Annotated in this window: 11 protein-coding genes and 1 tRNA gene; 7 read left to right on the top strand and 5 right to left on the bottom strand. The window is 65.8% G+C overall.

Going from position 1 to position 12,105, the window contains the following annotated elements; genetic code table 11:
• From C662_RS18910 to C662_RS18940, 7 genes are all read left to right on the top strand, one after another.
• Window positions 1-777: alpha-E domain-containing protein (locus tag C662_RS18910; protein WP_002933510.1), on the top strand; the 777-nt coding region annotated here is incomplete at its 5' end.
• Between the two features lie 14 nt (window positions 778-791).
• Window positions 792-1,718 carry a transglutaminase family protein gene (locus C662_RS18915; RefSeq protein WP_002933511.1) on the top strand — a complete coding sequence of 309 codons (927 nt, stop codon included), beginning with the start codon at window positions 792-794 and terminating at the stop codon, window positions 1,716-1,718.
• Window positions 1,719-1,866: 148 nt separating this feature from the next.
• Window positions 1,867-3,297, top strand: coding sequence for a circularly permuted type 2 ATP-grasp protein (locus C662_RS18920; RefSeq protein ID WP_037983379.1), 1,431 nt, complete (start codon window positions 1,867-1,869; stop codon window positions 3,295-3,297).
• A 34-nt stretch (window positions 3,298-3,331) separates the two neighbouring features.
• Complete coding sequence (locus tag C662_RS18925) at window positions 3,332-4,279, top strand: alpha-E domain-containing protein (RefSeq protein WP_002933514.1); 948 nt, start codon at window positions 3,332-3,334, stop codon at window positions 4,277-4,279.
• A 55-nt stretch (window positions 4,280-4,334) separates the two neighbouring features.
• A complete protein-coding gene (locus C662_RS18930) occupies window positions 4,335-5,138 on the top strand; it encodes a proteasome-type protease (protein WP_002933516.1) in 804 nt (267 codons plus the stop codon).
• A gap of 128 nt (window positions 5,139-5,266) precedes the next feature.
• Window positions 5,267-5,845, top strand: a complete 579-nt coding sequence (phaP, locus tag C662_RS18935; protein WP_002933518.1) for a TIGR01841 family phasin — start codon at window positions 5,267-5,269, stop codon at window positions 5,843-5,845.
• Between the two features lie 312 nt (window positions 5,846-6,157).
• Window positions 6,158-7,606, top strand: a complete 1,449-nt coding sequence (locus tag C662_RS18940) for a hypothetical protein (RefSeq protein ID WP_232433320.1) — start codon at window positions 6,158-6,160, stop codon at window positions 7,604-7,606.
• A 91-nt stretch (window positions 7,607-7,697) separates the two neighbouring features.
• Here C662_RS18940 and C662_RS18945 read toward each other — a convergent pair.
• The 5 genes from C662_RS18945 to C662_RS18965 form a co-directional block, all read right to left on the bottom strand.
• Window positions 7,698-7,773 (bottom strand) — tRNA-Lys (locus C662_RS18945).
• Between the two features lie 114 nt (window positions 7,774-7,887).
• Window positions 7,888-9,552 carry an ATP-binding protein gene (locus C662_RS18950; RefSeq protein WP_002933527.1) on the bottom strand — a complete coding sequence of 555 codons (1,665 nt, stop codon included), beginning with the start codon at window positions 9,550-9,552 and terminating at the stop codon, window positions 7,888-7,890.
• Between the two features lie 22 nt (window positions 9,553-9,574).
• The gene (locus C662_RS18955; protein ID WP_002933536.1) at window positions 9,575-10,681 is read right to left on the bottom strand and encodes an FIST signal transduction protein; all 1,107 of its coding nucleotides are present in this window, start codon (window positions 10,679-10,681) and stop codon (window positions 9,575-9,577) included.
• 87 nt (window positions 10,682-10,768) lie between these two features.
• A complete protein-coding gene (gene ruvC / locus C662_RS18960; RefSeq protein WP_002933539.1) occupies window positions 10,769-11,317 on the bottom strand; it encodes a crossover junction endodeoxyribonuclease RuvC in 549 nt (182 codons plus the stop codon).
• A 31-nt stretch (window positions 11,318-11,348) separates the two neighbouring features.
• Window positions 11,349-12,105 (bottom strand): DMT family transporter (locus C662_RS18965; RefSeq protein ID WP_002933542.1); only part of this gene is annotated, 757 nt, incomplete at its 5' end.

Raw genomic sequence — 12,105 nt, forward strand, 5'->3', positions numbered from 1 at the left:
GCGGGGACGCTCGCAGGCGCGCTCTTCGACCCCGACTGCAGCGGCAGCGTGGTGGCCAACCTGCGCGTGGTGCTGGGACTGGCGGCGCAGGTGCGCGACCGGCTCTCGCCCGATAGCTGGCGCATCTACAACCGTCTGTCGGACTTTGCTGCCGCGCCCGCGCAGGCGCTCGCCCTGGGTGACGCGCTGCATCGCCTGGATGAGTCGCTGCTGTCGCTGGTGACGCTGTCGGGCTTCGTCATCGAGAGCATGCCGCGCGACGCCGGCTGGCGCTTCCTGTCGATCGGCCGGCGTATCGAGCGCCTGCAGTTTCTGGCCGCCGCCTTGTCGGCGCTGCTGACGGCACCCAGTGCCGAGGCCCTGCAGGCGCTGCTCGCAGTGACCGACGGCGACTTGCGCTACCGCAGCCGCCATGCGCGCGGGCTGGCGCCGCTGCCGGTGGCCGAACTGGTGATGCTCGATGCGGACAACCCGCGTGCGTTGCGCTACCAGCTCGAGTCGCTGGTCGAGCACCTGCGCCTGCTGCCCGAGGGCGATGTGCTGGCCGAGCCGCTGACGCAGCAGCTGGAAACGCTGCAGGCCTTGTCGCTGTGCGATTGCCTGATCGTCGACGCGGCCGGGCGTGCCGCAGGCGGCGCTGCCGAACACGCGCGCTGTGCCGACCTGCACGACTTCCTCGCCCAGACCTGGGCATGTGGCAATCGTCTGGCGGATGCGCTGTCGCACCGGTACTTCACCCATCTCGACGCCCGTAGCCGGGCGACGGCCTCGTCCTGAAGCGGTGGCCTGCGATGCCCGAGTTCGAGATCCGCCACGACACCATCTACCGCTACGACAGTCTGGTCACGCTGTCGCAGCACATTGCCCACCTGCATCCACGCGAGCTCGCCTACCAGCGCTGCCTGGCGCACACGCTGGAGCTGTCTCCCGCCCCCGCTCAGCGCAGCGCTGCCGTCGATTTCTTCGGCAATCCGGTAACGCGTTTCGCGCTCGACACGCCGCACGACCGGCTGCTTGTGCGGGCTCACAGCCGCGTCCGCGTCGGCGTTCGCGACTGGCCGGTCGCGGGCAGCGGACCGAGCTGGGAGGACGCACGCGACCACCTTCGCGATGGGCTGTCCGGTCATGCACCCCTCCAGCCCGAGGCGCGCGACGCCGGGCAGTATCGCTTCGCCTCGCCCTATGTGGCGCTGGGCGACGAGGCTGCTGCCTATGCAGGCTATGCGACGCGCTGCTTCACGCCGCGGCGCGCGCTGGTGGACGCGCTGCTGGCCTTGTGCGCGCGCATCCATGCCGATTTCCGCTTCGACGCCTCTGCCACCAGCGTGGCCACGCCGGTGGCAGAGGTCTTCGCCAAGCGGCGCGGGGTATGCCAGGACTTCTCCCATCTGATGATCGCCTGCCTGCGGGCGCTCGGCCTGGCGGCGCGCTATGTCTCGGGCTACCTGCTGACCCAGCCGCCGCCGGGGCAGCCGCGACTGGTGGGCGCCGACGCCTCGCATGCCTGGGTGGCTGTGTGGTGTCCCGGCCTGGGCTGGATCGAGGTCGACCCGACCAATGACCTGCAGCCGGGTGCGGATCACATCACCCTGGCCTGGGGGCGCGACTATGGCGACGTGGCGCCGCTGCGGGGGGTGATCCTGGGCGGGGGGGGGCACAGTGTCGAGGTTGCGGTGACGGTGACACCGAGCGATGAGGGTGTGCGCGCACCAAATTGATGCACGCTCAGCGCATCCTGGTGCGCACCAAGCCGGTGCACTCCCGCTCGTGAGCCCGCAGAGCGCGCAACTGCGCGCCTGGAGTGCATGGCACGCTTCATGCTGAATGCTCGTTCAAGGGAGTCCAATCATGAGCGCAGACAGCACAATGACAGCCGCCAGACCTTTTGACGAAATGCATGCTGCCGACGGTACGGTGCGGGCGCATTACGGCCCGTACGCCGATTGGCTGGAGCAGATGCCACGCGAGAACATTGCGCGCAAGCGCAAGGAAGCGGACATCGCCTTTCACCGTGTCGGCATCACCTTCAACGTCTATGGCGAGGGCGGTGGCAAGGAGCGGCTGATCCCCTTCGATCTGTTGCCGCGCATCATCCCCGGCGACGAGTGGAGCGCCCTCGAGACCGGCCTGCGCCAGCGCGTGCGCGCACTCAATGCCTTCCTCGCCGACATCTACCATGGCCAGGAAATCCTGCGCGCGGGCCGCTTGCCGGCCGAGCAGGTGCTCAACAATGCCCAGTTCCGCCCCGAGATGAAGGGGGTGGAAGTGCCCGGAGGGCTGTACGCGATGATCGCCGGCATCGACCTGGTGCGTGCAGCGGGGGCGGACGGCAAGGGCGAGTACTACGTGCTCGAGGACAACCTGCGCGTGCCCTCGGGGGTGAGCTACCTGCTCGAGAACCGCAAGATGATGATGCGGCTCTTCCCCGACCTGTTCTCGCGCTACAACGTGCAGCCGGTCGAGCACTACCCCGACCTGCTGCTCGAGACCCTGCGCGCGGTGGCGCCCGCGGGTGTGCTCGACCCCACGGCCGTGCTGCTGACGCCGGGTGCCTTCAACAGCGCTTATTTCGAGCACAGCTTCCTCGCCCAGCAGATGGGGGTGGAGCTGGTCGAGGGCCAGGACCTGTTCGTCAAGGACGACACCGTATTCATGCGTACCACCCAGGGGCCGCGGCGTGTGGATGTGATCTACCGCCGGCTCGACGACGACTTCCTCGACCCCGAGGTGTTCCGCCCCGATTCCATGCTCGGCGTGCCCGGCCTGATGTCGGCCTACCGCGCCGGGCGAGTGACCCTTGCCAATGCCGTGGGCACCGGCGTGGCCGACGACAAGTCGATCTACCCCTATGTGCCGGAGATGGTGCGCTTCTACCTCGGCGAGGAGCCCATCCTCAACAACGTGCCGACCTACATGCTGCGCGAGCCCGAGGACTTGGCCTACACGCTTGCCCACCTGTCCGAACTGGTGGTCAAGGAGGTCCATGGCGCCGGCGGCTACGGCATGCTGGTCGGGCCGGCGGCAACGCGCGCCGAGATCGAGGAGTTCCGCGCCCGCATTCTGGCCGCGCCCGAGAAGTACATCGCCCAGCCCACCCTGTCGCTATCGACCTGTCCCACCTTCGTCGATGCGGGCATCGCCCCTCGCCACATCGACCTGCGCCCCTTCGTGCTGTCGGGCGGAAAGGAGATCCGCATGGTCCCTGGCGGGCTGACCCGCGTTGCCCTCAAGGCGGGCTCGCTGGTGGTCAATTCCTCGCAGGGCGGGGGTACCAAGGACACCTGGGTCGTCAATTGAAGCCTTCACGCCGCGCGCATCACGGAGAACGATCATGCTGAGCAGAACCGCCGACCACCTCTACTGGATGGCCCGCTATACCGAGCGTGCCGAGAACACGGTGCGCATGCTGGACGTGTCCTACCGCATGTCGCTGCTGCCGGGCACCAATGGCTGCGACACCGATGGCTGGTCGGCCATCCTGGCCATCAGCGAGTTGTCGGACGCCTTCGCCCGCACCGGCCGGCCGCTGACGCCGCGCGACGTGATCGAGTTCGTCGTGCTCGACCGCGACAACCCGTCGAGCGTGTGGAACTGCCTGCGTGCGGCGCGCGAGAATGCCCACGCCGTGCGCGGCACGCTGACGGCGGAGATGTGGGAGACCACCAACGCCACCTGGCTCGAGATCCGCGACATGACGCCGGAGAAGCTGCAGGCCACCGATCTGGGCGAGTTCTTCGAGTGGGTGAAGTTTCGCTCCCACCTGCTGCGCGGGGTGACCTTCGGCACCATGCTGCACGATGACGCCTTCAAGTTCGTGCGCCTGGGCACCTTCCTCGAGCGCGCCGACAACACCGCCCGCCTGCTCGACGTGAAGTACCACAGCCTGTTGCCCAGGGCCGAAGGGCTGGGCAGCTCAACCGACTTCTACCAGTGGGGCGCGCTGCTGCGTTCGGTGTCCGCGTTCGAGACCTACCGCCACGTGTACCGCGACGTCATCACGCCGCACAAGGTCGCCGAGCTGCTGATCCTCAACGCCGCCATGCCGCGCTCGCTGCATGCCTGTCTCGACGAGATCAACGACATCCTCGGCGAGATCGCCAACCTGCACTCGGCCGAGGCCGCCCGGCAGGCCGGCGAGCTGCATGCCACACTGCACTACGGGCGCATGGACGATATCTTCGCCACCGGGCTGCATGCCTGGCTGGAGCGCTTCCTGGTGCGCATCAACCGCCTCGGAGACAGCATCGGCGATAACTTTCTCGTTCCTGTCGCCGCCTGAGCGCAGCCGCCCGCGCGGCGGCTCCTTCGATCAATGACCCAATCGGGATGACTCGATGACCTACTGTGTCGCCATGTGCCTCGACGAAGGCCTGGTCTGCCTGTCCGATTCGCGTACCAACGCGGGTGTGGACCACATCAATACCTTCCGCAAGATGACCGTGTTCGAACGCGCCGGCGATCGCGTGCTGGTGCTGATGAGCGCGGGCAATCTCGCCATCACCCAGGCGGTGATCAACATCCTGCGCGAACATGCCGCGGTGCAGGACCGCGACAGCCTGTGGAACGCGCCCACCCTGTTCGAGTGCGCCCGCCTGGTCGGCGAGACCATTCGCGGCGTCTATCGGCAGGACGCCGAGGCCCTCAAGCAGTTCGGCGTGGACTTCAATGCCAGCTTCATCCTGTGCGGCCAGATCGGCGACGAGCCGCCGCGCCTGTTCAACATCTATGCCGCGGGCAACTTCATCGAGGCCTCGGTCGATACGCCCTATTTCCAGATCGGCGAGTCGAAGTACGGCAAGCCGATCATCGATCGCGTGGTGAGCGCCCGGACCTCGCTCGACGAGGCCGCCAAGTGCGCGCTGATCTCGATGGATTCGACGATCCGCTCCAACCTGTCGGTGGGCCTGCCGCTCGACCTCCTCATCTATCGCCGCGACGAGTTGCGCGTCGCCCGTCATCTGAACGTGGATTGGGACAATCCCTATTTCGACATGATCCACAAGGAGTGGGGTGCGAACCTGCGCAAGGTGTTCGAGGCCCTGCCCGACCCGGATTGGTCGCGCTGGCCCGGCGAGGATGCGGCAGCGTCCCGCATCGAAGTGGTGACGGCCAGCGTTGCCCGCAGCAGCGAGGCTTGAGCGCCAGCGCAGAGGGCGTCAGGGCACGCAAGTGGTGCAAGAAAACACTTGCGATTTATTATGTTGCAGTGCAACATAAAGCCACACCGATTCAACCCACGGTGTCACCTATCCGTCAGGAGAACACCATGAATGCTTCGCCCGAGAAAATGCTCGCCTCCGCCCGTGCCGTCGCCGAGGGGCGTGTCAATGATGTCGCCCTGGCCAGCGGCAGCCTGCTGTCGATGGTCGAACACCTGACCGCGCTCAATCTCAACACCGCGCGCGCGGCGCTCGACGACACCATCGTGTTCCACCAGTCGATCTGTGCCGCGCGCGAGCCGCGCGACCTGCTCGCCATCCAGGTCGGCAGCATCACCCCCGCACTCAAGCGCGGCTTTGACTACGGCAAAAGCGCCAGTGGCATCGCCAGCCTGGCACAGGTCGAGCTCTTCAAGCTCGTCGAGGCCGGCATGTCGCAATGGCTGCAGGGCGTCATCGTCACGCTCGAAACGCTCAATCGCGCAGCGCCCGGTTCCGAGTTGGCGGTCAAGGTCCTCAAGACCGCAGTCGCCAACGCCTCGTCGGCCTACGAGGGCGCAAGCGAGGTGGTCAAGCAGGTCTCCGAGGTCGCCCAGGCCAATGCCGACCAGGCTGCCGCTGTTGCGGTCGATGCCGTGAGCAAGACCACCAGTGCTACGGTGTCCTTATTCAAGAGCGCGGCGTAAGCAGCGCAGGGTCTGCATGGACGGGCCCGGATGTGGGCCCAATGAAGAAAAAGCCAGTTCCTCTTGGACTGGCTTTTTTGCTTTCGGGGAGCCCAGGTGGGAGCCTGTGGTGGGCCTTCAGTTTCCTGGGCAAGGTATCGAAGAGCTGTCTATATTGAGTCTGATGTGTATTAGCGACACTGTGCGCGAATTGCACTGTGGATGAATGAAGTTGCCTTCATGCGTCCGCCTGGGGGAGGTTTTCAAGGGGCTGGGTAAGTTCACGGACTGACCGGTTTGGTGCGACGTGCGTCGATCAGCAGGAGACCAGAAGTGACTGCCATATCCGTGAGCTACGTGGTGCGCCCCCGGACCGGGCATGTTCGCAGGATGCTGGGGGTGGCTGCCGTGCTTGTCGGTGCAATGGGGATGGCAGCAAGTGCCCAGGCTCAGGTCGCGAGGCCGGACTGCGAGGCCGTTGCGCCTTGGGCTGCCGGCTTCGATCGCAATGACGAATGGCAGCCGAATGCCTTGGGCAGTCGTCACCGCCTGCCCAGGCTCTTCGTGTCGCAGGAGACGGAGGCGCTGTTCGGCAAGCCGATGCTGTCCTGGACCGAAGCGGATGCCATGAGCGTTCGGGAGGTGGTGCTGGCCTGTCGTCAGGCAACCAAGGATCGCGAGTTGTCCGGCGCCTACAACGCGATGCAGAGCGCCTTGGTCAGTCGCGTCGCCAACTTCTCCAAGGCCTTGGCCGATGCTCGGGGCAGGGCCGGCACAGCGATGAACGCACTGCAGAGTGCGCCGCCTTCCTTGCCCTTGCTGAGCTTTCACTCCGCGCTCGAGCAGGCCGCAACGGCGCAAGGGTATGCACGCCTGCCGGCGTCCGCCAACGGCTTGGCGCCCGCGGCGTCGAATGCTGCGCGTGAATTGATTGCCGCGCTGCGGGACCTGCCGGAAGCCGAGATCGCGGCGCTGGTGGCAGAGCCTGCAGCGCGGACGGCGCTTGCCATGCGTGATGGGGTGGTCGAGGCCCTGCTTACGGAAGTGCGAGCGGTGCCGGTCAGCCTGCCAGGCCTGGGGTTACTGGACCGCATGGCGCAGGCGCTGCCGCGTGACTACGCGCCGGCGCTGGGGAAGGAGGCAACCGAGAGCATGCTGCGCGCCGTGACCGAACGGCGGGCGCACATCGCGACCGAGATCGCGGATGTGCTGGTGGCGCAGATCGGCGAATCGTCTCGGGACTTCGATGCCTTTGCGCAGATCGATCAGGCTGCGGACGGCAACCTGCTGCGACAGCTGCCCCAGGCGCAGGCCGCGCGTGTCCATGATGCGGCTCAGGCCCGCCGCCAGGTGGTTGCCGATGCGCTGTTCAGTGACATGACGACGAAACTGGGTGCCTTGCCCGCGACCGATGCCGCGCTCGATTCGGTCGACGCCGCCTTGAGATCGATTGCGGCTTGGCCAGCGAGCGCAGCGCCGTTCAAGCCTCGGTTCGAGGAAGGGGCCAGGAAGCGTCGGGCAGAGATCCTTGCTGCGGTCGATAAGGCCGAGGCAGGGGCGATGCGAGGCCGGGTCTATGAAACAGGTGACAAGGCGCACCGTTTCGAGTTTGTTGATCGCACCCGGGTGTTCGTGCATGAACCCGGACATACCGCCGCCGGTACCTACACCGAGGAAAAGGACGGCCGCATCGTGGTCACGGTCAATGGCGAGTCGACCGTCCTGACGCGGGAGGGGCGGCGTCTGAACGGTTGGCACACCCAGGTCAGTCGCACGAAATAGGGCTTTGACCAGTCAGGACTCGGGGCTTGACTTGCAAGCCCAAAAGCAAAAAGGCCAGCTCGCGAGAACTGGCCTTTTTGCTTGAATTTGTTGGTGGGGGCACTAGGACTCGAACCTAGGACCAATTGATTAAGAGTCAACTGCTCTACCAACTGAGCTATACCCCCGGTGCCTTGCGGCAGATCGGCGTTTCCGTCGATCAAGAGACCGCGATTATACGCAAGATTCGGCGTACTGCAACAGCTGCCGCAAGGTATTTGACGCTGCCTGCGGCGCTGCGCTCAATTGCGCGGCACCTTGTCGAGGGCGAGGAAGAGCTGTTCGGCACTGAAGGGCTTGGCGATGAAATCGTTCATACCGGCTTCGAGGCAGCGTTTGCGGTCGGCGTCGTAGGCGTTGGCGGTCATCGCGACGATGTGAGGCTGGCGTCTGAGGGGTAGCGTGCGGATGGCCCGTGTCGCGTCCACGCCGTCGAGTTCGGGCATCTGCATGTCCATCAGGATCAGGTCGAAGTCGCCCTGCTGCGCCTTGTCGACGGCAATGCGGCCGTTTTCGGCCGTCTCCAGGGTATGGCCGCCCTGCTGTAGCAGGCGGATGGCGAGCAAGCGGTTGATCGCATTGTCCTCGGCGATCAGGACCTTCAGCTTCGACTGGGTGCTGCGCTCCAATGCCAGCCGGGCTGCCGAGGGTTTGCCCGAAACTTGGGGGCTGGCTGGTGTATCAGATACCCGCAGCTCGAGCGCGAAGTCGAAGCACGCACCCTTGCCAGGTTCGCTTTCGAGCTTGATCGCACCCCCCATCGCTTCGACCAGGCTGGCGCTGATTGCCAGGCCAAGGCCGGTCCCCCCGTACTGTCGGGTTGTGGAGCTGTCGGCCTGGGAGAAGGCCTTGAACAGGTGCTGGCTCTGCTCGGGCGAGATGCCGATGCCTGTATCGCGGACCACGAAATGCACCTGTGTGCACCGTGCGTCGCACGACAGTTGGCGCACCTCGAGTGCGACCTGGCCGTGAGCGGTGAACTTGATTGCATTGCCGAGCAGGTTCCAGAGCACCTGGCGCAGACGGGTGCTGTCGCCGATGACGTTCGGCGGCAGCTGGTTCTCATAGTGCAGGGTCAGCGCCAGGCCCTTGCCTTGGGCGAGGGGTCGTATCAGGCCGAGCAGGGCGTCGATCTCGTCGCGCAGTGCGAAGTGGCGCGCCTCGAGCTCGAGCCGGCCAGCCTCGATCTTGGCGAAGTCGAGGATGTCGTTGATCAGGCTCAGCAAGGTTGTGCCACTTTGCTGGATGGTGCTCACGCACTCGCGCTGGTCCGCGGCGAGCGGGCTCAGTTCGAGCAGCTGAGCCATCCCGAGGATGCCGTTGAGCGGGGTTCGAATCTCGTGGCTCATGACCGCGAGGAACTCGCTCTTGGCCCGGTTGGCCGCCTCGGCGGCGAGGCGTGCCTCCTCGGCGGCGAGGCGTGCCTCCTCGGCGTGCGCGCGCAACTGCTCTGTACGCTCGAACTCCAGGCAGGCCCGACAAGCTGTGTCCAGGCGCGCGAGAATGGGCGCGAGTGCCGTCAGCAGCCTGCTCTCGAGCGGAGTCCCTTCGCGCACCAGAATGACGAATCCGCTCCCCGCCATGGGCAGCAGGTACAACTGCCTGCCTTGCTCGCGAGTCAGAGCGTGGGCGGCGTCGGGGCGGTGTTGATGTGCCTCGATGAGTTGGGCGAGCTGAGTGTCTTCCGACAGGGTCGCCTTCTCTCTCGCCGGAAACGAAAAGCAATGCGCCGCCGTGCCCGTCCCGGTGTCGAGCCAGACATGGCCGGCCCGGCAGTCGAGCAGCTTCAATGCGCTGGGCATGAAGCTGCGCAGCATCGCGCTCAGGCGCGGAGACTGGCCGATCAGCAATGCCAGCTCATACTGCAGGGAAAGCAGGCTGAGGCGGCTGGGGTCGAGCGGGTTCATGGGCGTTGGGCCTGAATGAGGGCTAGCTGCCTGCCAGCACCATGGTCTTGTTGAAGAACTCCAGGCAACCGTCTCCGCGGTTGGCAATCTCGCCCAGGGTCAGGGCGCCGAACAGCGCCCTACCGTCCAGCTGGGCAGCGACCGCCGCAAGCTCCTCCTCGAAGCGAGCCTCCAGGAACAGGACTCGACTGATGCAGTCGATCATGATGACTGGAGCGTCTCCTGCGTCCTTGACGGCGAGTGCGGCCGATTCGGCAGCGGCGATGAGCGCCTCTGGCTGGCCCTTGAGCAGGAACACGATGCTGTTCGGGCCGACCTCGCCGACGCACACCAAGGTTCCGTCAACAACCGTGATCGGATCGCGAACCACCACTTCGCCGCCGGCTCTTTCCATTCCGAACGGATAGCCCTTGGCGATTTCGAAAAAGTTCTCGCTGTTGATACTGTCCCCGCAGTCTGCATCGACCAGTGTCCGATAGAGCTCGAAGGCGGGTTGGTAGTCGAGGCTGATGATGCGGTTGCGCTCAGCCTGGGTAACGACGAATGGGCCGGCGTGCTTCTGCCAGCCATGCCTGACGCCGACACGCGTGGGTCGATCGATCAGCACCATCTGGGCGTGGTCGACGAGCAGGCCCTTGTTGCTGAAGATGCAGGGGCGCTGCTGAAAGTCCAGACTGCCAGCGCCACCGCCAAAATACACTGGGTCGCTGCCCAGCATGTCGTAGACGCCGTCCAGGAAGGCTGCGATGCGCTGTGCAAGTCCGTCTACGACGATGAACACGGTTTGCGGCGATGGCAGGTCCTGCAGTGCGGATTCGAGTTCGGCGGAGTAGTCTGCCTGGGAGGACGACAAACCGCTGGTTTCGATAATGCGCACCGGTCCCTTGAGGCCGTGGACGATGCAGCCGGTCTCGTGATGCATGCGACCGAACACGATCTGCGGGAAGATGCCACCGCACACGGGCACTGGCAGTGCCTGCAGCCAGGATGAAAGCTCGACTGGGTCATAGCGGTTGCCATCGGCCGCGAGAATCATCAAGGCTTGCGCACCGTCCGCCAGCGCCTGCTCGGCAAGTCGGAACAAGGCTTTGCTGGTGGGCTCCGGTGAGAAAAGCAGGGTTTCGTCCATGATGGCGCCTCGATTGAATCGTTTATGGCGTTTATGGCATAAAGTTGCGATTAAGGGAAGCCTGCGGTTAGCCGCCTTTGTGAAGAATTACCCGAGAATGCGACCTGCGCGACGGCGCGTTCCGATGCCGTCCATGCTGCCCAGGCCCTGGGTGCCGTGTGCGTGGCAGATGGCGCAGGCGAGCGCGTCGGCGGCATCGGAGCTTGGGCTGGCGTCCAGCGTCAGCAGCCGTTGCACCATGTGCTGGACTTGTTCCTTGTGCGCCTTGCCGTACCCTACGACCGACTGCTTGACCTGAAGTGCCGTGTATTCGGCCACCGGCAGGTCGCAGGAAACCGCGCCACAGATCACCGCGCCGCGCGCCTGGCCGAGCAGCAGGGTCGATTGCGGGTTGACGTTGACGAAGACCTTTTCGACCACGACCACATCGGGCTGGTAAGTGGCAATCACCTCACGCACGCCGTCGAGCAGGGTCTTGAGGCGTCCGGGCAGTTCGCCGTCCCGGGTCTTGATGCAGCCACTGGCGACATAGCGCAGCTGGCTGCCGAACTGGTCGATGAGACCGAAGCCGGTGATGCGCAGCCCGGGGTCGAGGCCCAGGATGCGGGTGACGGCGGCGCGGGTGGCGTTGCTCATGGACGGCCTCCAGGGCGCGGGCCGGTCGATTCTAGCCCTTGCGCGCCAGCCATACACCCGATACCGCAATCGCCATGCCGGCGAGCGCGAGCGGGCTGAGGGTTTCGCCGAACATCGCCCAGGCGATGAGCGCGGTGGTCGGCGGCGTGAGGTAGAACAGGCTGGCCACATTGACCGCGCTGCCGCTGCGGATCAGCAGGTTGAGCAGGCTGATCGCGCCCAGCGACAGCACCAGCACCAGCCACAGCAAGGCGAAGACGAACTCGCCACTCCAGTCGATCTGCATGGTCTCGACCTGGCTCGCCATCAGGGCGGTCAGCGCCAGGCTGGGCAGGAACTGCAGCACCGAGCCGGTGCGCAGGTCGAAGCGCGGGCAGAAGCGCTTCTGGTACAAGGTGCCCGCAGTGATGCCGACCAGCGCGGCCAGCGCCGGCAGCAGCATGCGGCCGAGCGCGTCGGTGGCGACGCCATCCACCGAGACCTTGCTTCCCACCACCAGGGCCACGCCGGCAAAGCCCAGCGCCAGCCCCGCCCACTGCCGCGACGACACGCGCTCGCCCAGCAGCGCGCCCGCCAGTGCGCCGGTGAGCAGCGGTTGCATGCCCACCACCAGTGCGGAGATACCCGCCGGCAGGCCATGGTGGATGGACATGAACACCCCGCCCAGATACACCGCATGCACCAGCAGCCCGGTGACGGCGATGTGCATTGCATCGCGCGGGCTTGCCGGCCAGGGGGCACGCATGGCCAGCGCCAGCAGGGTCATCAGGCCGATGACGAGCACGTAG

Source organism: Thauera sp. 28 (genome assembly GCF_000310145.2).
In the GTDB taxonomy this organism is placed as follows: Bacteria; Pseudomonadota; Gammaproteobacteria; order Burkholderiales; family Rhodocyclaceae; genus Thauera; species Thauera mechernichensis.

What these genes read in the sequence shown, in the direction of transcription:
- C662_RS18915 (WP_002933511.1), top strand. Translation starts at nt 792, where the DNA reads ATGCCCGAGTTCGAGATCCGCCACGACACCATCTACCGCTACGACAGT.
- C662_RS18920 (WP_037983379.1), top strand. Translation starts at nt 1,867, where the DNA reads ATGACAGCCGCCAGACCTTTTGACGAAATGCATGCTGCCGACGGTACG.
- C662_RS18925 (WP_002933514.1), top strand. Translation starts at nt 3,332, where the DNA reads ATGCTGAGCAGAACCGCCGACCACCTCTACTGGATGGCCCGCTATACC.
- C662_RS18930 (WP_002933516.1), top strand. Translation starts at nt 4,335, where the DNA reads ATGACCTACTGTGTCGCCATGTGCCTCGACGAAGGCCTGGTCTGCCTG.
- phaP (WP_002933518.1), top strand. Translation starts at nt 5,267, where the DNA reads ATGAATGCTTCGCCCGAGAAAATGCTCGCCTCCGCCCGTGCCGTCGCC.
- C662_RS18950 (WP_002933527.1), bottom strand. Translation starts at nt 9,552, where the DNA reads ATGAACCCGCTCGACCCCAGCCGCCTCAGCCTGCTTTCCCTGCAGTAT.
- C662_RS18955 (WP_002933536.1), bottom strand. Translation starts at nt 10,681, where the DNA reads ATGGACGAAACCCTGCTTTTCTCACCGGAGCCCACCAGCAAAGCCTTG.
- ruvC (WP_002933539.1), bottom strand. Translation starts at nt 11,317, where the DNA reads ATGAGCAACGCCACCCGCGCCGCCGTCACCCGCATCCTGGGCCTCGAC.